Origin of the sequence: Gordonia hydrophobica NBRC 16057 (assembly GCF_001592365.1) — a bacterium.
GTDB lineage: Bacteria > Actinomycetota > Actinomycetes > Mycobacteriales > Mycobacteriaceae > Gordonia > Gordonia hydrophobica.
This window is the reverse complement of the sequence record NZ_BCWU01000011.1, coordinates 17,357-39,475: the sequence shown is the minus strand read 5'-3', so window position 1 is coordinate 39,475 and position 22,119 is coordinate 17,357. Positions and strand designations below refer to the sequence as shown.

The following is a 22,119-nucleotide window of genomic DNA, read 5'->3' as shown; positions in this document are numbered from 1 at the left end:
TTCACGCCTGCTTGTGGGCCGCTGTGGTCGGTGGCACTGGCAATCGTTCGGGGTGCTGCGCGCCGCATGCCGGGGTGGGGGACCGGCGGCGTCGACTACATTTCTCAGCGGGGTGGGAGAAAGGGAAGGTCATGATCGTCGTCGGATATTCAGCGGGATCATTCGGGCGGGCGTGCCTGGAACAGGGCATTCTCGAAGCCAGACTGCGGGACACCGATCTCGTGGTGATCAATGCGATCTCGGAGGCGCGCGGGCAGCGGATCGCCGAGCCGGAGGAGATCGTCGAGGCCGAGGCCCGATTGACGGCGGCCGGCGTCGAGTTCCGCCTCTCCCAGCCGATCGGTGCGTCTCCCGCCGACGAACTGTTGGCCGCGATGGACCATCCCGACGCCGAACTGCTGATCATCGGGATGCGTCGGCGCACCCAGGTCGGGAAACTGCTGCTCGGCAGCACATCGCAGTACCTGTTGGTGGAGTGCCGCAAACCGATTCTGGTCGTGAAGCCGACCGACGCGCATCGCCGCAACGACACCGAGCCCGCGCAGTAGCGCCTTACCGCATGATCCGCGCCAGGAACGGTGTGGAGTCCTTCATGGAGGCGAGCACCGTGCCCGAGTGATCCTGCGTGGGATAGACGTGCAGGTCGACGGGTTGGCCTGCCGCCCGCATCTGGGCGTACAGCGAGAGCGCCGACGGCGCGGGGACGTCCATGTCCTTGAGTCCCTGACCGAGGAATATCGGGCGGTCGTAGCCGCGGTACGGGATCGCCATGTACTTCACCAGCGCTCCCTGGACACCGGGGATGGAGGTCACCGGCCTGGTGAACCAGTCGCTCACTCTGGCGCCGTCGACCAGCGTGCGCATCTCCGCGTAGCAGCGGACGCGCGCCTGGGCCACCACCCGGCGTCCCTCGGTGCTCAGGATCGACATCGGCGACAGGTCCGGGCGCGCATCGGCGAAACCGGCCCAGATGTACGACGCGTAGACGTTGAGTCCGGTCGGGAGGACCACCGGCGGGAACGCCGGACCGGCCTGCCAGACGATGTGCTCGATGTTCGCCGGGGCGCCGGTCGCGACGACGCCGCGGTAATCCAGCCCCGTGCCCTTCGAGAGCGCGGTGGCCCAGCGTGCGCCGCTCAGCGCCGCTCCCGCACCCTGCGACTGGCCGACGATCGCCCAAGTCTTCGACAGGGGAAGGCCCGCGTGCGCTGCCGCCTTCACCGAGTCGACGATCGAGTGCGCCTGCACTCTGCTGCTCAGATAGCTCATCAGACCCGGCGTGCCGAGGCCCGCGTAATCGGTGGCGACGATGGCGTAGCCCTGTGCCAGCCAGTGCCCCAGGTACGCCGTGTCGCGGTCGCTGCGCGGGAGCGCCGACGGCGTGCAGTCGTCACCGAGTCCCGTCGTGCCGTGCGCCCACGCGATCACCTTGTGACCGGCCTTCGGCGCGGGGCGCTTCGGCAAGAAGATCGCCCCGGTGCTGACGGCGGGACGGCCGTGGATATCGGTCGTCGCGTACAGGATCCGGTAGGCGCTGCCGGCGTTCGGCAGGGTGACCGAGGCGGCGAGCGGCACCTTCGCCAGGAGAGTGCCGGGAGCGCCGATCGAGCCGTGGTATTCGCGTGCGTCCAGCCCGGACCATACTGGCGCGGCGGTGGCGGGGTCGTCGGCGTGCGCGATCGGCGCGGTCGCGGTCAGGGCGCCGGTCGCGGCGATGGCGGTCACGGCGACGGCGGCGCAAGAGCGTTTGACGCGAAGAATCCAGAGGCGAGCCATGGACGAACTCTATGCGCCTGCGCGGCCACGCAGGCGCCCGATGGCCGATCCGTGACACACGATCGACGTCCGGCACCGGTTACCCTGGCAGGGTGCCAGATCCGTCCGTGAACTCCGACGAGCCCGTGAACGCCGCTGAGGCGGTCGACATCAACGCTGGGCAGCCCGACCGCCGTCCGCAGCACGAGGACTTCCGGACGCGTCACGCGCCGATGCCCATCGAACTGCCGCTCGACGACGAAGAGGCGTCGACCGACGTCGACTTCAAGACGCAGGTGTTGCGATTCATCGTGACGGGCGGGTTCTCGGCGATCTTCGACTTCGGCCTCACCGTCCTGCTGCAGCAGGTGTTCGACCAGCCGTTCTGGCTGTCGAAGGGCGCGGGCTTCATCCTCGGCACCACGATCGCGTACCTGCTCAACCGTCGTTGGACCTTCCGCGCCGAGCCGAGCGCGACCCGCTTCATCGCGGTCGTCGTGCTGTACGCGGTCACCTTCTTCGTGAACATGGGCCTCTACAACTGGCTGATGCACGAGTGGGGGACGGCGTTCTGGGCGATCATCATCGCCTTCTGCGTCGCACAGGGCGTCGCGACGGTCATCAACTTCGTGGTGCAACGCGCTGTGATCTTCAAGATCAGGTAGTGGGTGTCGCCTACGCGACCGGGACGTGGCCTGACTGACCAGCGCGGCGTGATCAGATCGTCGGACCGGACCACAACGGGAGGGTCTGCCACTCGTCGGGAAAGCCCATTTCGGCTGCTGATCGTCCGCCAATCGGTTCGAGTCGACCGCGCACCAATGTCGAGAGTTGCTTGGTCCACGCGGAGCCGGGCGAGATGGCCTGCAGAAGATGGCCTGCGGCACAGATTGAGGCGTAGACGGTCTCGTCCTGCGGCGCTTTCAGCCCGCGGAAGCTGTCCATTGCTGCGAGGCGTCCCGTACCGATCGGCACCACTCTGCGGTTCCATAACCGCGAATGGTGGGCGGCGATGTTGCGGACGACGGTCAGATTCTCAAGCAAGTTTGCTAGAAGCTCACCGGGGCGTGCGCCCTTCCTTCCGAGCGCGCTGATGATCCCGACCGCGCGCGCGATTTCGTCGCGGTCCGCAGGTTGGAGCCCTTTGTAGGCTTTGGATACGTCTGCGAAATCCAACACCTCTGTCAGTACCCAAATCGGAATCTGACCGTGGTACCGCTGGAAGTGGTGACCGATGAAGGGGTCCCGCTTCTTTGCGCGGTTGGCACGCTTGGACACCGTGCTCAACCAATCAAGATGCTGGCCTGACGTCAAAAAGACGGGCGAAGTCGCGATCGGAAATTGCCATGCCGCGCTGCGCAAGCTGGGCTAATTGGGCATTAACCGACAACCAGGGCTTAGTTCGCATGATCGAACATTAGTAGAAAGAAGTCCGGCCCGCCCTCACTGGAGTGAGGCGGGCCGAAACGATTGGCTACAGCCTAACGCCTCGGTGTTCTGACGGCAAATCTCGGACAACCTGGTCAATCCAGAAGAACCGTCCACCGCCGCCCGTGACCCGGAGCGGGTAACAAACGGCGGTGGAAGCGATAGAGCTAAGCGAACTGGACGTTCGCGGTGCAGCGGCCGAAGACGCGCTTGCCGTTCAGCGATGCGCCGAACGTGATCATCGCGGTCTTGGTGGCGGGATCGAGCGACTTCACCTTGGCGGAGTACTCGACGACAGCAGGTTCGTTGGCCGGGATGTAGACGGGGCTGGTGAACCGGGCGCTCATGTTGCGGAATGCGGCGGGGTCGCCGACGAACGACGTCAGGTAGCCGGCAGCCGTGCCGAGGGTCAGCATGGCCTGGGCGACGACGGTGTCCAGGCCTGCGGCGTGCGCGACGGCGTCGCTGTGATGGATCGGATTCGGGTCACCGGACACGCCGATGTAGTTGATCACGTCGCCGCGGGTGAACTGCTGCCTGCGAACCGGCAGGTCCATGCCTTCGGTGAGTTCGTCGAACGCGATCGTGGTCCAGGGACCGCCCTCGGGGGCGGGGATCTCCGCGCGCGACGACGGGACCAGTGGCTGAACGTGGCTGTCGGCGCCGCTGAAGATGACCCGGTCGACGATGTCGTCGAAGTCGTCGGGGAGGCGTCCGGCCTCCTCGCCCGGACCGGCGAGCGAGGTCCACGACTCCTGCAGCACGCCGCGATCGACGTCGCGCACCAGCGTCTTCACCGTGAACAGATCCGCGCCGGCGACGGTGCGGTACGTCTCCAGATTCACGTCGCAGTACAGCTTGTCTCCGGCCATGATCGGCTTGTGGAAGGTGAAGCTCTGATCCACCTGCAACACACCGGACTTCAGCAGGTTGCCCGGGATGTGGGCTTCCAGCAGCTGTGCCTGCGACTTGGTGCCCATGATCGCGACCATCGTCAGCGGCGCCAGCAGTGCGGGGTGGCCGCCCTCGGCCGCCTTGGCCTCGTCCCAGTGGAACGGGTTGTCGTCGTGCAGAGCGCGCGCGAACTCGCGGACCTTCTCTCGTCCCACTTCGTAGTAATCGGCCGTCGTGAACACCTCGCCGACCATCTCCGCGATCGCCTCTGTGCGCGTCAATTCACCGCTGGTCATTCAGTCAACGTACCTGACGTGCGCTGAAGCGGAGGAGACGGGCCGTTTCCCGATTGCGGGCCTCACGGATTGACTTTGGCGATCACGTTCTCCGCGAAGCGCTCGAGGTTCGCGATCTTGGTCTCGAGCGGTTCGGTGTCCCGGCCCATGATGTACGGCAACCGGAATCCGACGATCACATCGGTGATGCCCTTGTCCTCGAGTCGTTTGCAGCCGTCGACGGTGTACGCGTCCATCGAGATGACGTGGATCTCGAACGGATCGTTCTCCTTGCCCTCCGCCTTGCGGATCGCGGCGAGTTTGTCGAGCAGCGCGTCGAGCTCCTCCGGGGCGCCGCCACCGTGCATCCAGCCGTCGCCGCGGACGACGGCGCGCTTCAACGCGACGTCGGCGTGTCCGCCCACCAGCAGCGGGATCGGCTCCGTCGGCGTGGGGCTCATCTTGATCTTCGGGATGTCGTAGAACTCGCCGTGGAACTCGAAGTAGCCCGGCGAGGTGAGGCCGCGGATGATGTCCATGCACTCGTTCATGCGCTTGCCGCGGCGGGCGTAATCGACGCCCATGATGTCGTAGTCCTCGCGCCACGGGCTGGTGCCGACGCCGAGAGACATGCGGTTGCCGGTGAGGCATGCGACCGAGGCGGCCTGCTTGGCGACCAGCGCGGGCGGTCGTACCGGGAGTTTGAGCACGAACGGCAGAAATCGAAGCGTGGTGGTCACCGCGCCGAGCGCTGCGATCTGGATGAACGTCTCGATGAAGTCCTTGTCTTCAAGGAACTCCCGTCGCCCGTCCGGGGTGTACGGGTACACCGAATCGGATTCCTCCGGGTACGCGAGTGAGTCGGGGATCGTCATTCCCGCCCATCCGGACGCCTCCGCGGCCTGGGCCAACGCCGGATAGTAGGTGAAGTCGGTCATCGCTTCGGCGTACGTGAATCGCATGGTGACACACTAGAACATGTTCTAGAAATCGTCACGCGATCAATGCGACGTCGCTCGGTGGCCGACGGTGCGACTACGGTCGCTCGAACCGCTCTGAGCGCCCGAGCCGCCGCAATCGCATCCATTCGCGGAAGCCTGCGGGATCACGTTGCTGCACCAGGAAGTACCAGCCGAACCGGGCGTACTCCTGCGGAAGCAGTTTGCGCATCCCGGGCTGACTCATCAGATAACCGCGATTGCGGTAGGTGAAGAACCGCTTCACCTCGTTGTCCGGATACTGCGTGTGCATGCGGCCGCCCAGAATGGGGCGGAACTCGTCGCTGCCGTCGGGGTGCAGGTACGCGGTGGTCAGGCACGTGCCGAAACCGATTCCGGACCGGGCCAGCCGTCGGTGCATCTCCACCTCGTCGCCGCGGAAGAACAGGCGCAGGTCGGGGACGCCGATGCGGTCGATGGTGTCAGAGGAGAACAGTGCACCGTTCATCAGCGACGCGATCCCGGGAAGCAGGTCGTCGCTCGTGGAATCGGGTTCGCCTTCGAAGAGTTCCGAGCGCTTGCGCCGCCACACGAGGCCGCGCCGCAGCGGGAAGGCGAGGTCGTCGGGTGAGGCGATGTTCACCACCACCGGCGACACCTGTCCGAGGCGATGCCGCTGTGCGCACGCCAGCAGCGTCGACAGCACCTGCGGTCCCTCGGGGCGGCCGTCGTCGTCGGCGCACCACACCCAGTCGGCGCCCAACGCCAGTGCGTGGAGCATGCCGAGGGCGAAGCCGCCCGCACCGCCCAGATTGTGCTGCGACGGCAGATAGGTGGTGGGGATCGGCTGGCCGGCGACCAGCTCTCCCACCTCGGGTTCGGCTGCGTTGTCGACGACGATCAGGTGATCGAGCGGCCGATCCTGCGCCGCGAGCACGGCCAGCGATTCCGCGAGCAACTCGCGCCGCTTGTGGGTGACGACGACGCCGACGATCCGTTCCCCGGTCACGCCCTGCTCGTCCGTCACGCCTTGTCCGCCTCGAGGTCGGCGAGCACCTTGCGGACGCTCCGTGCGGCCTCGGGGCCCTCATACGCGCCGACCACTTCCTCGATGCCCCCGTCCATCCGCACCTTGCCGTGATCGATCCACAGGGCGCGGTCGCACAGTTGCGCGAGGAACTCGTTGGAGTGGCTGGCGAACACCAGGATTCCGGAGCGCTCCACCAACGCCTGCAGACGGGTGCGCGCCTTCTTCATGAACTCGGCGTCGACGGCGCCGATGCCCTCGTCGAGGATGAGGATCTCAGGATCGATCGATGTCACCACGCCGAGCGCCAACCGCACGCGCATACCCGTCGAATAGGTGCGCAGCGGCATGTTGAGGTAGTCGCCCAGCTCGGAGAATTCGGCGATCTCATCGGTCTTCTTGAGCATCTCGCGCTTGCTCATGCCGAGGAACATGCCGCGGATGACGATGTTCTCGTATCCGGAGATCTCCGGGTCCATGCCGACGCCGAGATCGAAGACCGGCGCGACGCGGCCCTGCACGCGGCAGGCACCCTGTGTCGGCTCGTAGATGCCTGCGAGCAGACGGAGCAGCGTCGACTTGCCTGCACCGTTGTGACCGACGAGTCCGACACGCGCGCCGTGTTCCAGGTGCAGGTTGATGTCGCGCAGAGCCTCGACGACGACGGTCTTGGAGTTGTTGGCGCCGATCACGCCGCCTGCCGCGCCGAGGACGGCCTTCTTCAGGGAACGGGTCTTGGCGTCGAAGATCGGGAAGTCGATTCCCGCGTCCCACGTGTCGACGCGGATGTCGGTTGATTTGGTCATGTTCTCCCTCAGACCCAGTACGGCACGCGCGAGCGGAAGTTGCGCATCACCAGCAGCGCGGCGATCCAGCCGAGCAGCGTGCAGCCGATCACGACGATCCAGTGGTGCAGCGCGACGGGTTCGCCCATGAGCGGTGCGCGAGCGATCTCCAAGTAGTGGTACATCGGGTTCAGCTGCGCCAGTTTGGCTCGGTCGGAGATGCCGCCGCTGACGTTGGTGAGCGACTTCGCGGACCAGATGATCGGCGTCATGAAGAACACCAGGCGGATCATGGTGGACAGCAGCTGTCCGATGTCGCGGAATCGGGTCGACATGATGCCGAAGACGATCGTCACCCACACCGCGTTCAGGATGTAGAGGCCCATCGCCGGGATCACGAGGATCACGGACCAGTCCAGAGACGGCCGGAAGACCGCGTAGATGATCACGTAGATCACCACGTTGTGCGCGAAGATGATCAGGCTGCGCCAGACGTTCCGGTACACGTGGATGCTCACCGGTGCGGGCAACTGTTTGATCAGTCCCTCGTTGGTGGAGAACACCACGGAGCCGTCGAGGATCGTCGTCTCGATGAAGCCCCAGAAGATGAAGCCCAGCGTCACGTACGGCAGGAAGTACTCGATGTCCATGTGGAACAGCGCGCCGTACAGAATGCCCATCGCGACGGCGGTGACGCCGGTGGCGATGGTGATCCACAGCGGCCCGAGGACCGAGCGCTTGTAGCGCTGTTTGATGTCGGTCCACCCGAGGTGCAACCACAGTTCGCGATTGCGGAACCCGTCGGCGAGGTCTTGGAAGCCTCGAGCGAAGGTCTTCGAGTCCGAGACTGGGGGCGCCGGCGGGATTCCGCCGTCATTGACTACGGCTGACACAACGCCACAGCATACAAGTGGATCAGAGGTACTGACCGGTGCTGTGCCCGTCGTGTGGTGCAACTCCCGGAGGCAGCGCGCCCTGGCGCATCTGCTCCAACTGGTTCCGGGCCGCCATCTGCTGGGCGAACAGGGCCGTCTGAATCCCGTGGAACAGCCCCTCGAGCCACCCGACGAGCTGGGCTTGCGCGATCCGCAGTTCGGCGTCCGACGGCGTCACATCGTCGGAGAACGGCAGGGCCAGTCGATCCAGTTCCTCACGCAGCTCGGGAGCGAGGCCGTCGGCCAGCTCGGAGATCGACGTGCGGTGGATCTCGGCGAGTCGGTTCCGGCTGGCATCGTCGAGAGGTGCCGCACGCACTTCTTCCAGGAGCTGCTTGATCATGGTGCCGATCCGCATCACCTTGGCGGGCTGCTCCACCATGCCTGCGACGTCGTGTTGTTGTTCCGTGCCGTCGGCAGTCGGAGCGCCCGGCAGAATGATCGAACCGTCGGCGGGCTGACCGAATGCGGGGTCGGACGGATTGCCTGGGTCGCCCGGCGTGGCCGAGCCGAACATCGCGGGGTGCATGTGACCATTGTGCACTGACCCGGACAGTATCGTTATGCGCATGCCGTTCGACATCGCCTCCGTGCGGGGGCTCTTCCCAGTGCTTGGGGACGGCTGGATCTACTTCGACCCGCAGGCAGGCATGCAGATTCCCGACTCGGTCGCGTCGGCGGTGTCGCGCGGATTCCGGGCGTTTCCGGTGGTGGCGGGCACGCACAGTCCGCAGGCCCGCGCAGCTGCGGCGACGGTCGACGACGCGCGGTCGGCGGTCGCGGATCTGCTCGGCGCAGACCCCGCAGGCGTGGTCCTCGGTTCGTCCCGTGCCGCGTTGATGGCGGGGCTGATCGACGCCCTGCCGGTGAACGCGTGGCTGAATCGGAATGTGGTGCTGTCGCGATCCGACGACGAGGCCGTACTGTTGCCCGCGGTCGCCGGGGCCGCGAGGCATGGAACGCAGGTGCGGTGGGCGGAGATCGACGTCGAAGACGGTTCGCTCCCCGCGTGGCAGTTCGCGGAGGTCGTCGACGATCGCACCTCGCTGTTGGCGGTCACCCTCGCCTCGTCGGTCACCGGCGCCATCACCGATATCGGGCCGATCGCCGGCCACGCGCGGGCCGCGGGCGCGCACCTGTTGGTCGACGCGACCACGGCGGCGCCGTATGTGCCGCTGTCGATGGCCGAATTGGGCGCCGACGTGGTGCTGGTGAGTGCCGAGCGATGGGGCGGACCGCGGGTGGCCGCGATGGTGTTCGCCGACCCCGCGCTGCTGTCGACGCTGACGCGCGTGTCGATGAACCCGGCGGCGACCGGGCCCGCGCGACTGGAACGCGAGCCGATGCCGAGCGCGATGCTCTCCGGGCTGATCGCATCGATCGAGTACCTGTCGCGCCTCGACTCGTCGGCGACCGGCTCCCGCCGGGAGCGGGTGGTGGCCTCGATGGACGCCACCTACGAGTACGTTCATCGGCTGCTCTTCTATCTGGTCAACGCGCTGACTCATCTGTCGACCGTCCGCGTGGTCGGACCGGACGTGCATCGGGTGCCCGTCGTGAGCTTCGTGGTTCGCGGCGTCGCCGCGGTCGACGTCTGTACTCGCCTGAGTGACAACGGAATCGCGGCGTTGTCCGGTATCCCGAGCCGAGCCCTGGAAGCGATCGGCGTCGATGAGATCGGTGGTGCCGTGACCGTCGGGCTGTCGTCGTACTCGACTCCGTACGAGGTTGATCAGTTGGTGCGGGTGCTCGGTTCGTTCGGCTGACGGCAGGTGCGCCGGACGCGTTTGGATGAATCCGGTTTCGGTTTACTGCTCGCCGACGGCTACTGTCTGTGCACCTAGACATGATGTTTTGTGAGGTGGAGGGGGCGCGAGAGTGCCGAGCGTTGAGGTGGGTGATCGGGACGACCCGGGGGGAGCGTTGAACGATCGCCAGCGAGAACTGTGGCAGCAGTTCGTCGGTGGTGGTTGGGTGCTCTACCGCGCGGTGTTTCGGGAGATCGACCAGTCGTCGGCCGATTGGCGACTCCTCGAAGTTCTCTCGTATGGGGCGCAGATGCGGATCAGCGACCTGGCCGAGGCCACCCAGATCGGCCTCAGCACGGTGTCCCGACAGGTCAGCCGCTTCTTGGATCGCGGGTTCGTCGAGCGCGTCGACTCTGATGACGTGGACGCCCGCCAGAAGTGGGTGCGGATCACCGACGTCGGCCGGCAGGAGGTGGCGCCGATCCTCGAAGCTCGCGATCGTGCCGTCCGCCGTTTGATCATCGACCGGCTCAGCGCCGTCGAGTTCGAGCAGCTCTGTGGCCTCTTCGGCACCCTCGGGCAACGAATCGCCGAGGACGAGGGATAGCGACCCCTTGTTGATCGAGTGAGCCTCCGAGCGGAGCGAGGAAGCGCATCGAGATCGCCGCGGGCAGGGTCCTGCTTCCGACTCAGATCGTCAGCAGCACCTTTCCGATCGCGTCTCCCGACGTGAGACGCGCGTGCGCGGCCTCGACGTCGGCGAGGGGGAAGGTGGAGTCGATCACCGGCACGATGTCGCCGGACTCGATCAGCGGCCACGTCCGGGCCACGGTCTCGGTGACGACGGCGGCCTTCGAGTCGGGTCCGCCGGTGGTCGGACGGGACCGCAGCGTCGTCCCGATCACCGATGCGCGCTTGGCCATCAACGCGCCGATGTTGAGTTCCGCCTTCACTCCGCCCTGCATACCGATGATGACCAGTCTGCCGTTCGTCGCCAGGGCGGCGACGTTCGCTGACAGGTACTTGGCGCCCATGATGTCCAGGATGACGTCGGCGCCGCCTTCTTCGCGGACGCGGTCGGTGAAGTCGTCGGACGCGTAGTTGATGAGGACGTCGGCGCCCAGTTCCTTCGCACGGGCCAGCTTCTCGTCGGTCCGTGCGGTCGTCGCCACGCGGCAGCCCAGGGCCCGTGCCAGCTGGATGGCGTGCGTGCCGATGCCGCTGCTGCCACCGTGCACGAGAAACAGCTCGCCAGGTGCCAGACGTCCGGTCATGACGACGTTCGACATCACTGTGCAGGCCACTTCGGGCAGGGCCGCGGCGGAAACCAGGTCCACGCCGCGGGGCACGGGCATCACCTGCTCCGACGGCACAGCGACCCGCTCCGCGTACCCACCGCCGGCGAGCAGTGCGCAGACCTCGTCGCCGATCTCCCAACCGGTGACGCCGGCACCCAGAGCGCTGACTGTGCCGGAGACCTCCAGCCCGAGGATGTTCGACGCACCCGGAGGAGGTGGGTAGTTGCCCGCACGCTGCAGGAGGTCGGCGCGATTCACGCCTGCGGCCGCGACGTCGATGATCACCTCACCCGGCCCGGCGGTCGGTTCGGGAACATCGGAGACGACGATCGGCTCGGAGCCGTCCACAGCACGCATGTCGTCCAGTCTTCCAGGAATCACTTCGGAGGGCAGGGGAGCGGTGCGGTCGAGCTGATGCGCTAACGTTGGTCGCCAGGGAAGCGTGGCAGAGCGGCCGAATGCACTCGCCTTGAAAGCGAGCGTGGGTAAAACCACCGGGGGTTCAAATCCCTCCGCTTCCGCCAGCAGGTCAGAGGGTGGGTTTTGAAGAGCTGCCCCGTGACCGTGGGAAGCGTCCACATTGAACGGCCGCGGCTCCACCGAGCGGCCGCCGAGCCGCCCGCCGGGTAGTAGTCGGAGCAATCCTTGACCAGCTCGAGATCCTGGTGCGCGTGCGCAATCAGGTAGTCCAGCACCTCGGGCCGCGATCGATGTAGACGCGGGCGGGCGACCTCGACAGTGTCGGTCACGCCGTCGAGGAGGAGCGCCGAGTTGTTCGGGATCGCTGGTGGCGGTGAGCACGACGGCAGACCGGCGCCCCGGCACTCACCACCACGAGTTCCGAGCCGCACGTCTGCGCTGACACCGTGGCCGTGGCCGATCCGGCAGTCGAACGTGTTCCGCGCGGTGAATAGCCGCGATGCCCGCCGACCCACGCGGCCACGTTGACCCGTCGTGTAACTCGTTGCGTCCAAGCGCGCCATCCTGATCCTCGGCGGAAACGGCTACACCCGTGACTATCCGGTGGAGCGGTGGGCGCGTGACGCCAAGACCTTCACCATCGAGGAGGGAACGAGTGAGATCCAACGTCAGATGATCAGCAGCGCTCTCGCGGGACGATGATCCGCTGATGCCCGAGGTCGCACCGTGCCCGTCGTCGCAGAATCCGTACCAGCGCATCTACCGGGATGCGCGGCGACGACATCGACCGCGGGATGCGAGTCAGGCTCGGCGCGATCGCGCAGTTCCTCCAGGACATCGCTGCCGACATGATCGAAGCCTCACCGCACCGGCAGGATCGATTGCGTCGCCTCGGCCGACACGCGGTAGACTGGATGGTCTAGCGCGCGTCGTCGGCTTCTTCCCACCGCGGGAAGCGGAGCGTCGACGGTCGATCTTCTCGAGGAGGACAGGTGGCGAAAACCGCAACGACAAAGCTGTCGCACAAGGATCGCCTGTTGCGTTCGGGCTGGGATCTGTTCTATGTCAACGGATATCACGCGACGACCGTCGACTCGATTCTGTCCGACGCCGAGGTGCCCAAAGGGTCGTTCTACCACCACTTCGGCGCCAAGCAGGCGTTCGGGTTCGCCGTCCTCGATCGCTACGACGCCTACCAGCAGCGGGCCCTCGACACCTGGTCCGGACGTGACGATCTCACCGTCCCACAGCGGATCGAGGGTTATCACCGGGAGCTCGTCGAGCGATTCGTCGCGTCCGGCTGGCAGCGACCGTGCCTGCTCGGAAAACTGTCCTCCGAACTCGGGCCGAGCTCGGAGGACTATCGAGCGCGGATCTCGACCAGCCTGCGTGAATGGCGCTCGCAGATCGCCCGACTGATCGCCCTCGGCCAGGAGCGAGGCGAGCTGCGCGACGATCTGCCTGCGGGCACGCTCGCCGACGTCTTTCTGGCCTTGATCGAGGGAGCGTTCGTCGCCGCTCTGGTCTTGCGGGAGCAGGAGTATCTCGATGCGACCACGCGTGTCCTCCTGGTCTACCTGGAGCACGCTTCGACCGTCGAGCAACGCCAGTGGCATCCCCGCCGCCGCTCGTCGAGTCGCAAGCGCACCGATCCCACGCAGACTGAGATGGCGCACCGCGAGCGCCTCCTGCTGACCGGCATTGAGTCGTTCTTCGAGTTCGGCTACCACGGCACCACCGTCGACCGGATCCTGGCAGCAGCGCAGGTGCCGAAAGGCTCGTTCTACCACCACTTCGGGTCGAAGGAGGCGTTCGCCGTCGGTGTGCTCGACGCGTACGGCGGATTCCAGGACGCCCGTTTGCTCGCGTGGTCCGATGACGACGGGCGCTCGACGCCCGAGATGATCTACGGATATTTCACTGAGATGTCTCAGATCTTCGTCGACTCGGATTACCGCAACAGTGATCTCGCCGGGAAGCTGGCGACCGAGGTGGCCACCACGTCCGAGCCTCTGCGGGTGAAGATCGCCGAGCTGGTCGCTCAGTGGCGTGTGCGTCTGGAAGCCGTCCTCACGGCGGGACAGGAACGCGGCGACGTCCGAGACGATCTGACCGTCGCCGAGTTGAGCGCAGCCATCCACGCGCTGATCGACGGCACCTTCATCGTGGCGAGTGCGACCCGCGACACCGGCGCGATCAGTGCAGTCGGTGCGGCGATCGCCGAGTTGGTCGCAGCGCCGAACGACGAGTGACGTCCGCAGAGACGCAGAGACCTCAGGCCGTGTGTACAGCCTGAGGTCTCCGATCGGGGGGCGCTGGACCGCTACTGAGTCTGAGCGGCCTTCTTGTGCTTGTACGCAGTCACGGCCGACGCCAGCAGAGCCGAGCCGTTCTCAAAATCCGGGAACAACCCGTGCATGTGCGGCACGAGCGCCCGTGAATCAGGGAGCTCCTCCACGCCGGAGATGAAGGCTTCCAGGTACGCCTTCGTCTCCTCGATCGCTTCGGGCCGGTCGGCCAACTCCGGCTTCTTATGGCCTGCGACAACGACCTTCGGGTTGAGGTCGGCGATGATCTGCACGCTCTGCAGCCACGCGGGCCACTCCGCGGGTCCGGACGCGGCGAGAAACGGATTGACGCCGTTGTAGATCGCATCGCCGGCGATCACCGCGCCGATGCTCGGAATGTGCAGTGCAGCCGTGGGGTGGATATCGGCCTGAGGCAGGTCGACGACGTGGATCGGCGTCCCGTCGACGGTGAGCTGGTCGGTCTCGAGCGCGTGCGGCACCACGGTGTTGTCGACTGCTGCGCCGGCGAAGAACTCCTTCGAGAAGGCGCGGTCGGCGTCGATGCCTGCAGCGGCGTGCTCGGCTACCGCCCTGGTGGCGACGGCGCGCGCGGTGGGGAAGGCGTCGAGCAGCAGTTCCAGTCCGAAGTAGTGATCGGAGTGGGCGTGGGTGATGAAGATCGTCGTCAGCGTGCGGCCCGATGCCTCGATCCGCCGACGTACTTCGTCGACGTGTTCGGGCAGGTACTGGGTGTCGACGAGGAGCGCCTCGGTGGGCCCGAGCACCAACGTCGATGTGGTCGGCGAGAACTGGCCGCCGTTGGGGAGATCGACGAGGGGACTGGTGTAGACGTCGAGTGTGAGGTCGGTCATGGGTTCGCTTTCAAGGGATTCGATGGATGGAGGTGTCCGGGACGAGTGGCGGGCCCGATCATCCGACCGTCATCGTCGTCGACAGGCCGCCGTCCAACGGAATGGTGGTCCCGGTGATGAACGACGACCCCCGGGCCGACAGGAAGGTCGCGAGAGCTGCGGCGTCAGCGGGTTCGCCGATGCGTCCCAGCGGGTTCGACGCCCGGATCTGCTCTCCGCCGTCAGCGAGCGCGGGGGCAAGCATCTTAGTTGGGAACGGGCCCGGAGCGATCGCGTTGACCAGGATGGACGGCGCGAGCGCGGCGGCCATGTGCTTGGTGAGATGATGCAGACCGGCTTTCGCGGCACTGTACGAGAAGTTGTCGAACGTGGGAACCGCGATTCCGTCGATCGATCCGATGTTGATCACTCGTGCGGGATCATCGGCGCGGCTCGCCTTGTCGAGCAGGGGCCGCAGTTGCTGGGCGAGCACGAAGGGCGCGCGGAGGTTGAGGTTGAGGACTTTGTCCCACCCGGACACCGGGAAGGTGTCGAAATCCCCGCCCCAGGTGGCTCCGGCATTGTTGACCAGGACGTGCAGTTCTCCGGTGATCTCGGCCACGGCGTCGGCGAGACGCTGCGACTGCTCAGGATCGCTGAGATCGGCCGGGATGGCGGTGACGGTCCCGTGCTTGGACAACTCCGCTTGCGCCGAGTCGCACGCCTCGGCCTTGCGCGAGGAGATGATCACTTCGGCGCCTGCATCGAGGAGGCCCTCGGCGATCATGTAGCCGATCCCGCGGGTTCCGCCGGTGACCAGGACTTTCTTGCCTGCGACGGAGAACAGGGCGTCGTTCATGAGTTCTTCCTTACTTCAGTGGTTATCAGCTGGTGGGCTCGGTGTTGTACAGCGATTCGACGACGTCGTTGTACCGCGCTTTGATGGCGTCGCGTCGCAGCTTCATGGTCGGCGTCATCTCGCCGCTTTGTGTGGTCCACACATCGGGGAGGATCGTGTAGCGCTTGATCTGCTCGGGTCGGGACAGGCGACTGTTGGCGATATCGACCAGACGATCGACTTCTCCGGTGATCGCCGGGGCGGTGCACAGCGCCGACGGCTCAGCGTCGACGAGTCCCGACCGTGCCGCGAATTCGCGAAGAGCATTGGGCTCCAATGTGATCAGGGCAACGATGTACCGTTGTCCCTCGCCGAACACCACCACCTGATCGATGATCGATCGGCCGGTGAGGGCGCCTTCGATCGACGTCGGCGAGATGTTCTTGCCCGCCGCGTTGATGAGCAGATCCTTCTTCCGGTCGGTGATGTAGAGGCGACCGGTGTCGTCGAGCCTGCCGATGTCCCCGGTGCGCAGCCAGCCGTCGGCGGTGTACAGCGCTGCGGTGGCCTCCGGCCTGTTTCGATAGCCGGGGGTGTTTCCCGGCCCCTTGACGAGGATCTCGCCATCGTCGTCGATCCGCACCTGCCAGCCGGGCAGCGGAAAGCCGACCGAGCCGGCCGATCCGGTCCCGGGCCGATCCCCGGTGACCACGCCGCTGTTCTCGGTCATCCCGTACCCGAGTGAGACGTCGATGCCCAGCGACGCCCAGAACTCGTGAAGCTCCTCGGGCATCGCGGCGGCGCCGCAGCCGACAGCGCCGACGCGGTCCAATCCGAGTCGCATGCGGATCCCACGCAGCGCTCCGCCCCTGGCCCGAGCAGCCGCCACCGTGAGCGACTCCGGAACCGGCCGACCGGAACGGAGCAGTCGGGAACGCTCGGCGAGCAGTTCGCGGCTGTGCGCGATCTCGTCGGCGGCATCGGCCATGGCGGGTGAGGTGAGCATCTGCTCGACGCCGGAACGGAGCTTCGCAAAGATCCTCGGGACGCCGAAGAAATAGGTGGGGTGGAATGCGGCGAGCAACGCAGGGAGCTCGTTCGGATCGGGGCAGCACACCACATGACCACCCAGTCGCAGCGGCACGTACAGGCTCCACAGCCGCTCGACGATGTGGGCCAGCGGCAGGTAGGAGACGCTCCGGTAGTCGAAATCGACTGTGCCGGAACTGATCAGCGAGTCGACTGCGGACGCGATGTTGGCGCCGCTCAGTGTGACGGCCTTCGGTGGCCCGGTGGTGCCGGAGGTGTAGATGTAGGTCACCGGCCGGTCGGCGTCGATGTCGGCGATGCGTGATTCCAGGGTCCTGCGAATCTCGTCCTCGGCCTCCTCGCCGGCCAGACAGAGGGCGCCCCAGTCGGTGGTTCGTTGCGATGGCGCGACGGTCACGATGAGGCAGTTCTCCTGGCCCGACCATGCCAAGCCGTCGATCCGTTCCACGGCGGCGTCGTCGTCGACGATCAGCACCGCAGGTCGGGCGTCGGACAGGACCTGCATGATCTGGACGTCAGAGAAAGTCTGATACACGCTGATCGACGCCGCCCCGCAGTGGACGGTGGCGAGATCGGTGAGAAGGTGCTCGACGGTGTTGCCGAGCAGGATCGCGACATTGTGATCTGGGCCGACCCCGAGACCGAGCAGACCGCGGGCCACGTTCATCACTCGCTCGCGGTAGACCGACCAGGAGAAGGTGGTCGTGACGGACTCGGCCCGCCAGGATACCGCGGGTTGTCCGGTCAGCGTGATCGCGTTGTGGGTCAACAGTTCCGGAATCGTGCGCATGGTGACGCTCGGTGCCGCGACGGTCATTTGCCCTGGAACTTCGCCGGACGCCGTTCGATGAACGACTGGATTCCCTCCATGAAGTCATGGCTGGTGAACACGCTTGATTTGACCTCGTCGATCGCCGCGATCGCGGCCTGCTCGCCCTCGTCCAGGTACCGCAGTGCGGCGGCTTTGGTGGCGCGCGTGCCCAAGGGCGCGTTGGCGCAGATCTCGCGGGCGAGTTCGATTCCGCGGTCGATGTGCTGCCCGAACGGGACGACCTCCTGAACGAACCCGAGTTCGAGTGCTCGCCGCGCGTCGAACTTGTCCGCGCGGAGCAGGTGGTACATGGCATTTCCCCAGCCGGTGCGGGTCAGGTAGCGGAAGTGTGCGCCGCCCAGGGGAGCGATTCCGCGCGCCACCTCGAGTTGGGCGAAGACGGCGGTGTCGGCGGCGACGGCGATGTCGGCGGCCAGCATCATCTCGATGCCGACGGTGAAGGTGTTGCCCTGAACCACCGAGACGATCGGCTTGTTGGTTCGGCGGCCCAGCGCGAACGGGTCCACGAGGCCGGGATCGACGTCGGCGTCGGCGTCGGGGCCGAAGAACTTGGGCATGTCCAGGCCGGCGGTGGTGTGCTCGCCGGCCGAGCAGAACACGGCGGCCCACAGCGAGTCGTCCTCGTCGAACGCCGTCAGATGCGCAGCGAGCTCGCGCATCATGTCCGGCGTGTAGGAGTTCATCTTCGCGACGTTGTCGACGGTGATGACTGCGATGTGCTCGTCGGTGATGCTGAGGCTCACCCGTCCGGCATTGTTCTCACCCATGGTGCGGACTCCGCTTTCTGTTCGAAGGTCTGGTTCTGGGGGGGGCTGCGCCCCGGAGTATCACGGTGCGCTGAATCACTAGACTAGAACGTCTAGACCGATTCGTCAATGAGGCCGACTCGGTGAAACTTGCTATTTGACGAACTGGTCTAGACTATTTAGTCTAGCGATGTCATCGTTCTCCCGATCTCGCGCGGAGGGCTCTGTGGCGCCACTGCGGCGTCCTTGAATCATCGAAAGGTTGTGCCATGTACCGGAATCCGGTCGACGACTATCACTTTCTCTTCACTGAAGTCCTCGGGCAGGATGTGGTCGCGGAGGCCACCGGCGGCGAGGTGAGCGCCGACGACATCCGCGATGTGCTCACCTCCGCAGGGGAGTTCGCGGTCGAGGTGCTCCATCCGCTCAATGCGATCGGGGATCGCGAGGGCAGCAAACTTGTCGACGGGGCCGTGCAGACTCCGTCCGGTTACCAGAAGGCCTATCGCGGCTACGTGGAAGGCGGCTGGACAACCATCACCATCCCGGAAGCCATCGGCGGTGACGGTGTTCCGTGGACGGTGCACAATGCGCTCAGCGAACTGTGGAGTGCCGCCAATGCTGCGTTCTCCCTGTGCACGGGGTTGTCAGTGGGTGCAGTGCTGGCGATTCATGCGTCGGCCGACCAGCAGGTGCGCGACACCTATCTGCCGCCCATGGTGGCCGGCGAGTGGACCGGGACCATGAACCTGACCGAGCCGCAGGCGGGCACGGACCTCTCCTCCATTCGGACCATCGCCCGACCGAATGGCGACGGAACCTGGTCGGTCGAAGGGCAGAAGATCTTCATCACCTGGGGCGACCACGATCTGACTGAGAACATCGTGCATCTCGTCCTCGCTCGCACGCCGGATGCGCCCGCGGGTCTGGGTGGTCTTTCGCTGTTCGTCGTCCCGAAGTTCCTACCGGACGCCGCAGGCAAGCCCGGTGCACGCAATGCGATCACCACGGTGTCGCTGGAGCACAAGCTGGGGATCCACTCCAGCCCCACCTGCGTGCTGCAGTACGAGGGTGCGACGGGACATCTGATCGGTGAGTTGCACGGCGGTCTGGCCGCCATGTTCGTGATGATGAATGCCAGCCGCACGGGAATCGGCCTGCAGGGCTTGGGCGTCGCCGACCGCGCCTACCAGCAGGCGCGCGACTACGCCGACGAGCGTGTGCAGGGGCGGGTCATCGGGCGTCCCGAGGGGACTCCGATCTCCGGGCACCCCGACGTCGCTCGGTTGCTGCTCTCGATGTCGAGTCGGGTGTCCGCGATTCGCGCACTATCGGTGCAGCTGTCGTACTGGCTCGACGTCGCCGAGCGCAAAGGCGACGCCGAGGCGGCGACGCTGGCCGAGTTCATGGTGCCGATCTTCAAGGGATGGGCCACCGAGGAGTCGGTCCGGATCGCCTCCGACGGCGTGCAGGTGCATGGCGGTCTCGGCTTCATCGAGGAGACCGGCGCTGCTCAGCATCTGCGCGACGCTCGGATCTTCCCCATCTACGAGGGCACCACCGCGATCCAGTCGAACGACCTGGTCGGCCGAAAAGTGCTGCGTAACAAAGGGGAGACCGCGCAGCAGCTTGCGGCGCTCATCGAGCGGGACCTGGCTCCGTTGCGCGACAGCGACCATCCGGTCGCGGTTCGTACCGTCGAGCGGATGGATCGCGCACTCCGCACTGCGCAGACCGCGACCGGACAGCTGATGTCGCACGCGGTGCGCGATGACCTGCGCAGCGCGTTCGCCGTCTCGGTGCCCTACCTCGAGTTGCTCGGCATCCTCTCTGGCGGCTGGATGCATGCCCGGATGCTGACTGCTGCGCTCGGCCACGCCGAACTCGACGACGCCGACCGCCGACGGATCGACGAGGCGGACTTCTTCGGTGCCCACCACCTCGCCGTCGTCCACAGTCTTGCGGAAAGCATCGAGTACGGGGAGATCGGCTGACGGTCGGCCGGGGTGCAGCCCGATCGCATCCCGGCCCTTTTCAGCTCCGCTGTTCGGATGCTACATTCCTGAATGAAATTCATTCACGGGTGTAGGGAACTGCGACTGATGGAACTGTTCAACCCCACGACGAGCGAGTTCGCGGAGTTCGATGCGCGGACGCGCGAGTTGTTGCGCGCCACCGTGGAGTACTTCGAGGGGCGCGGCAAGAACCAGTTGCTGGCAGACCATCGCGATCGGGTCTGGTACGCGGACTTCCTCGACTTCGTGAAGCGGGAGAAGGTCTTCGCCACGTTCCTCACGCCGGCGGCGTTGGCCGCGGGGGACCCGGACAAGCGGTGGGACACGGCGCGTATCGCCAGGATGAGCCAGATCCTCGGCTTCTACGGCATGGAGTACTGGTACGTCTGGCAGGTCACGATCCTCGGTCTCGCGCCGATCTGGCAGAGCCGGAACGACGTCGCGCGGCACCGCGCGGCCGATCTCCTCGACAGCGGCGGGATCTTCGCCTTCGGGCTGTCGGAGCAGGCGCACGGCGCCGACGTGTACTCGACCGACATGCTGCTGACGCCGCGCGACACCGGCGGGTTCGTCGCCAACGGATCCAAGTACTACATCGGCAACGGCAACGCCGCCGCCATGGTGTCGACCTTCGGCCGGCGGACGGACGCATCGGTGGTGGATGCATCCGCCTCGCTGGGGCGGATCACCGACGACGCGTACGCGGGATATCTGGTCTTCGCTGCGGATCCCACCGCCGACGGGTACCGACTTCGCAAGAACGTGGTCGACTCGCAGATGTACGTCGCAGCATTCGACCTCGAGGACTACCCGGTCGACGACGACGCCGTCCTCCACACCGGCCGCGAAGCCTTCGACGCGGCGATGAACACGGTCAACGTCGGCAAGTTCAACCTGGGGTTCGGAGCGATCGGCGCCTGCGAGCACGCGATGTACGAGGCGATCGACCACGCGGACCGCCGCATCCTCTTCGGTCAACGCGTCACCGAGTTCCCGCAGGTCCAGAGCTTGGTGACCGACAGCTTCGCGCGGTTGGCAGCCATGAAGCTCTACAGCGAGCGCGCCGTCGACTACATGCGGTCCGCGCACGCAGGCGACCGCAGGTACCTGCTGGTCAGTGCGATAGAGAAGATGTCGGTGACCCGTCAAGGGCAGCGGATATACGAGGACCTGGCCGACGTCATCGCGGCCCGCGGCTTCGAGAACGACATGTACTTCCCGAACGGCATGCAGGCCATGCTGGGACTCCCGCGACTGGAGGGCACGGTGCACGTCAATATGGCTCTCGCCCTCAAGTTCATGCCCAACTACATGTTCCATCCCACCGACGCGGGGCTCGCCGCACTGCGCAGCGTGCCCGGTGCCGGACGAGCACCGAGTGTCGTGATCGATCCGGTGGCCCAGGCGCTGCGGTGGTCGGGACGAGCCGTGGCGCCCGTCGTGCCACGACTGCGATCGGAGGCCGCCAAGGCGACGCCCCCGGATGTCAGGGTGCGCCGGGAACCGTCCGACGACACGTTCCTGTTCCACCAGGGGCCCAGCTCAGGACTCGGCAAGATCCGCTTCGGCCGATGGCGGGAGGCGTTCGACGGGTTCGCGCATATCCCGAACGTCGCCGTCTTCACCGAGCAGGCCGTGGCGTTCCAGGTGCTGCTGGCCACCGCGGCACCCACCGACGAGCAGCAGCGCGACGTCGACTTCCTGTTCGCGATCGGGGAGCTGTTCACCCTGATTCCGTACGGCCAACTGATTCTGGAACAGGCCGACATCGACGACGCCGATCCGGCGGTGGTTGACCACATCTTCGACCTCCTGGTCCGTGAGTTCTCACGGCACGCGGTGACCCTGAACGGCAAGCCGACGGCAACGCCCGAACAGCAGACCCGGTCGTTGGACCTCATCCGCAGACCCGTCGCCGACGCCACGCGAAAAGCTGCCGTCCTCGCCCACGCGCGCGCCTTAGTCGGCGCCTACGAGATGGCGCCGTGACCCCCGC

The 22,119-nt window shown here is 66.1% G+C and carries 21 protein-coding genes, 1 tRNA gene and 1 pseudogene; 10 read left to right on the top strand and 13 right to left on the bottom strand.

The genetic code is table 11. From position 1 onward, the window contains the following. The first annotated feature begins 131 nt into the window (after nucleotides 1–131). Nucleotides 132–548: a universal stress protein gene (locus GH2_RS16945; protein WP_066170694.1), complete on the top strand. Its 417-nt coding sequence runs from the start codon at nucleotides 132–134 to the stop codon at nucleotides 546–548. A gap of 4 nt (nucleotides 549–552) precedes the next feature. On the opposite strand, the gene GH2_RS16940 is transcribed toward GH2_RS16945, so the two are convergent. Next, complete coding sequence (locus GH2_RS16940; RefSeq protein ID WP_066170691.1) at nucleotides 553–1,776, bottom strand: alpha/beta hydrolase family protein; 1,224 nt, start codon at nucleotides 1,774–1,776, stop codon at nucleotides 553–555. Nucleotides 1,777–1,925: 149 nt separating this feature from the next. Between GH2_RS16940 and GH2_RS21795 the strand changes: the two genes are divergently transcribed. Continuing rightward, on the top strand, nucleotides 1,926–2,420 hold the full coding sequence (locus tag GH2_RS21795) for a GtrA family protein (RefSeq protein ID WP_244885420.1): 495 nt from the start codon (nucleotides 1,926–1,928) through the stop codon (nucleotides 2,418–2,420). A gap of 52 nt (nucleotides 2,421–2,472) precedes the next feature. Here the strand turns inward: GH2_RS21795 and GH2_RS21400 are convergent, their stop codons facing one another. The 7 genes from GH2_RS21400 to GH2_RS16900 form a co-directional block, all read right to left on the bottom strand. After that, nucleotides 2,473–3,117: an Abi family protein gene (locus GH2_RS21400; RefSeq protein WP_084247580.1), complete on the bottom strand. Its 645-nt coding sequence runs from the start codon at nucleotides 3,115–3,117 to the stop codon at nucleotides 2,473–2,475. Between the two features lie 233 nt (nucleotides 3,118–3,350). Continuing rightward, nucleotides 3,351–4,373 carry a fused (3R)-hydroxyacyl-ACP dehydratase subunits HadA/HadB gene (locus tag GH2_RS16925; protein ID WP_066170685.1) on the bottom strand — a complete coding sequence of 341 codons (1,023 nt, stop codon included), beginning with the start codon at nucleotides 4,371–4,373 and terminating at the stop codon, nucleotides 3,351–3,353. Between the two features lie 62 nt (nucleotides 4,374–4,435). After that, the gene (locus GH2_RS16920) at nucleotides 4,436–5,314 is read right to left on the bottom strand and encodes a TIGR03619 family F420-dependent LLM class oxidoreductase (RefSeq protein WP_066170683.1); all 879 of its coding nucleotides are present in this window, start codon (nucleotides 5,312–5,314) and stop codon (nucleotides 4,436–4,438) included. A 73-nt stretch (nucleotides 5,315–5,387) separates the two neighbouring features. Beyond that, nucleotides 5,388–6,317: a galactofuranosyltransferase GlfT1 gene (gene glfT1 / locus GH2_RS16915; protein WP_280513291.1), complete on the bottom strand. Its 930-nt coding sequence runs from the start codon at nucleotides 6,315–6,317 to the stop codon at nucleotides 5,388–5,390. Continuing rightward, nucleotides 6,314–7,123 carry a galactan export ABC transporter ATP-binding subunit Wzt/RfbE gene (wzt, locus tag GH2_RS16910; protein ID WP_066170680.1) on the bottom strand — a complete coding sequence of 270 codons (810 nt, stop codon included), beginning with the start codon at nucleotides 7,121–7,123 and terminating at the stop codon, nucleotides 6,314–6,316. The genes glfT1 and wzt overlap by 4 nt, the downstream gene beginning before the upstream one ends. 8 nt (nucleotides 7,124–7,131) lie before the next feature. Then, nucleotides 7,132–7,995: a galactan export ABC transporter permease subunit Wzm/RfbD gene (wzm, locus tag GH2_RS16905; RefSeq protein ID WP_066170678.1), complete on the bottom strand. Its 864-nt coding sequence runs from the start codon at nucleotides 7,993–7,995 to the stop codon at nucleotides 7,132–7,134. A 22-nt stretch (nucleotides 7,996–8,017) separates the two neighbouring features. Then, nucleotides 8,018–8,566 carry a bacterial proteasome activator family protein gene (locus GH2_RS16900; protein ID WP_239588927.1) on the bottom strand — a complete coding sequence of 183 codons (549 nt, stop codon included), beginning with the start codon at nucleotides 8,564–8,566 and terminating at the stop codon, nucleotides 8,018–8,020. 40 nt (nucleotides 8,567–8,606) lie between these two features. On the opposite strand from GH2_RS16900, the gene GH2_RS16895 reads away from it, so the two are divergent. Beyond that, nucleotides 8,607–9,803: an aminotransferase class V-fold PLP-dependent enzyme gene (locus GH2_RS16895; protein ID WP_066170952.1), complete on the top strand. Its 1,197-nt coding sequence runs from the start codon at nucleotides 8,607–8,609 to the stop codon at nucleotides 9,801–9,803. A 157-nt stretch (nucleotides 9,804–9,960) separates the two neighbouring features. Next, nucleotides 9,961–10,392 carry a MarR family winged helix-turn-helix transcriptional regulator gene (locus GH2_RS16890; RefSeq protein WP_239588928.1) on the top strand — a complete coding sequence of 144 codons (432 nt, stop codon included), beginning with the start codon at nucleotides 9,961–9,963 and terminating at the stop codon, nucleotides 10,390–10,392. A gap of 82 nt (nucleotides 10,393–10,474) precedes the next feature. Here the strand turns inward: GH2_RS16890 and GH2_RS16885 are convergent, their stop codons facing one another. After that, the gene (locus tag GH2_RS16885) at nucleotides 10,475–11,440 is read right to left on the bottom strand and encodes an NAD(P)H-quinone oxidoreductase (RefSeq protein WP_066170672.1); all 966 of its coding nucleotides are present in this window, start codon (nucleotides 11,438–11,440) and stop codon (nucleotides 10,475–10,477) included. Between the two features lie 79 nt (nucleotides 11,441–11,519). On the opposite strand from GH2_RS16885, the gene GH2_RS16880 reads away from it, so the two are divergent. The 4 genes and pseudogenes from GH2_RS16880 to GH2_RS16875 all read left to right on the top strand — a co-directional run bounded on the left by GH2_RS16880 (nucleotide 11,520) and on the right by GH2_RS16875 (nucleotide 13,755). Continuing rightward, nucleotides 11,520–11,607: transfer RNA gene (locus tag GH2_RS16880), tRNA-Ser, on the top strand. Nucleotides 11,608–12,061: 454 nt separating this feature from the next. Continuing rightward, nucleotides 12,062–12,205: pseudogene (locus GH2_RS21395) on the top strand (acyl-CoA dehydrogenase family protein); the annotation flags it as partial. 65 nt (nucleotides 12,206–12,270) lie between these two features. Beyond that, on the top strand, nucleotides 12,271–12,426 hold the full coding sequence (locus GH2_RS21670) for a hypothetical protein (protein ID WP_157086131.1): 156 nt from the start codon (nucleotides 12,271–12,273) through the stop codon (nucleotides 12,424–12,426). 69 nt (nucleotides 12,427–12,495) lie between these two features. Continuing rightward, nucleotides 12,496–13,755: a TetR/AcrR family transcriptional regulator gene (locus GH2_RS16875; protein WP_066170669.1), complete on the top strand. Its 1,260-nt coding sequence runs from the start codon at nucleotides 12,496–12,498 to the stop codon at nucleotides 13,753–13,755. Between the two features lie 71 nt (nucleotides 13,756–13,826). Here GH2_RS16875 and GH2_RS16870 read toward each other — a convergent pair whose 3' ends face one another. The 4 genes from GH2_RS16870 to GH2_RS16855 are packed head-to-tail and all read right to left on the bottom strand — an operon-like array spanning nucleotide 13,827 to nucleotide 18,129. Next, the gene (locus tag GH2_RS16870; protein WP_066170667.1) at nucleotides 13,827–14,663 is read right to left on the bottom strand and encodes an MBL fold metallo-hydrolase; all 837 of its coding nucleotides are present in this window, start codon (nucleotides 14,661–14,663) and stop codon (nucleotides 13,827–13,829) included. A gap of 58 nt (nucleotides 14,664–14,721) precedes the next feature. Further along, on the bottom strand, nucleotides 14,722–15,501 hold the full coding sequence (locus GH2_RS16865; protein WP_066170664.1) for an SDR family oxidoreductase: 780 nt from the start codon (nucleotides 15,499–15,501) through the stop codon (nucleotides 14,722–14,724). A 25-nt stretch (nucleotides 15,502–15,526) separates the two neighbouring features. Next, complete coding sequence (locus GH2_RS16860; RefSeq protein WP_066170661.1) at nucleotides 15,527–17,347, bottom strand: AMP-dependent synthetase/ligase; 1,821 nt, start codon at nucleotides 17,345–17,347, stop codon at nucleotides 15,527–15,529. Beyond that, nucleotides 17,344–18,129 carry a crotonase/enoyl-CoA hydratase family protein gene (locus tag GH2_RS16855; protein WP_066170658.1) on the bottom strand — a complete coding sequence of 262 codons (786 nt, stop codon included), beginning with the start codon at nucleotides 18,127–18,129 and terminating at the stop codon, nucleotides 17,344–17,346. The genes GH2_RS16860 and GH2_RS16855 overlap by 4 nt, the downstream gene beginning before the upstream one ends. Nucleotides 18,130–18,377: 248 nt before the next feature. Between GH2_RS16855 and GH2_RS16850 the strand changes: the two genes are divergently transcribed. Both GH2_RS16850 and GH2_RS16845 read left to right on the top strand, forming a co-directional pair. Then, nucleotides 18,378–20,102, top strand: a complete 1,725-nt coding sequence (locus GH2_RS16850) for an acyl-CoA dehydrogenase family protein (protein WP_066170655.1) — start codon at nucleotides 18,378–18,380, stop codon at nucleotides 20,100–20,102. 108 nt (nucleotides 20,103–20,210) lie between these two features. Beyond that, a complete protein-coding gene (locus GH2_RS16845) occupies nucleotides 20,211–22,112 on the top strand; it encodes an acyl-CoA dehydrogenase family protein (protein WP_066170650.1) in 1,902 nt (633 codons plus the stop codon). The last annotated feature ends 7 nt before the right edge of the window (nucleotides 22,113–22,119 follow it).

What these genes read in the sequence shown, in the direction of transcription:
- GH2_RS16945 (WP_066170694.1), top strand. Translation starts at nt 132, where the DNA reads ATGATCGTCGTCGGATATTCAGCGGGATCATTCGGGCGGGCGTGCCTG.
- GH2_RS16940 (WP_066170691.1), bottom strand. Translation starts at nt 1,776, where the DNA reads ATGGCTCGCCTCTGGATTCTTCGCGTCAAACGCTCTTGCGCCGCCGTC.
- GH2_RS16925 (WP_066170685.1), bottom strand. Translation starts at nt 4,373, where the DNA reads ATGACCAGCGGTGAATTGACGCGCACAGAGGCGATCGCGGAGATGGTC.
- GH2_RS16920 (WP_066170683.1), bottom strand. Translation starts at nt 5,314, where the DNA reads ATGCGATTCACGTACGCCGAAGCGATGACCGACTTCACCTACTATCCG.
- wzt (WP_066170680.1), bottom strand. Translation starts at nt 7,123, where the DNA reads ATGACCAAATCAACCGACATCCGCGTCGACACGTGGGACGCGGGAATC.
- GH2_RS16900 (WP_239588927.1), bottom strand. Translation starts at nt 8,566, where the DNA reads ATGCACCCCGCGATGTTCGGCTCGGCCACGCCGGGCGACCCAGGCAAT.
- GH2_RS16895 (WP_066170952.1), top strand. Translation starts at nt 8,607, where the DNA reads ATGCCGTTCGACATCGCCTCCGTGCGGGGGCTCTTCCCAGTGCTTGGG.
- GH2_RS16885 (WP_066170672.1), bottom strand. Translation starts at nt 11,440, where the DNA reads ATGCGTGCTGTGGACGGCTCCGAGCCGATCGTCGTCTCCGATGTTCCC.
- GH2_RS21670 (WP_157086131.1), top strand. Translation starts at nt 12,271, where the DNA reads ATGCGCGGCGACGACATCGACCGCGGGATGCGAGTCAGGCTCGGCGCG.
- GH2_RS16870 (WP_066170667.1), bottom strand. Translation starts at nt 14,663, where the DNA reads ATGACCGACCTCACACTCGACGTCTACACCAGTCCCCTCGTCGATCTC.
- GH2_RS16865 (WP_066170664.1), bottom strand. Translation starts at nt 15,501, where the DNA reads ATGAACGACGCCCTGTTCTCCGTCGCAGGCAAGAAAGTCCTGGTCACC.
- GH2_RS16860 (WP_066170661.1), bottom strand. Translation starts at nt 17,347, where the DNA reads ATGACCGTCGCGGCACCGAGCGTCACCATGCGCACGATTCCGGAACTG.
- GH2_RS16855 (WP_066170658.1), bottom strand. Translation starts at nt 18,129, where the DNA reads ATGGGTGAGAACAATGCCGGACGGGTGAGCCTCAGCATCACCGACGAG.
- GH2_RS16850 (WP_066170655.1), top strand. Translation starts at nt 18,378, where the DNA reads ATGTACCGGAATCCGGTCGACGACTATCACTTTCTCTTCACTGAAGTC.
- GH2_RS16845 (WP_066170650.1), top strand. Translation starts at nt 20,211, where the DNA reads ATGGAACTGTTCAACCCCACGACGAGCGAGTTCGCGGAGTTCGATGCG.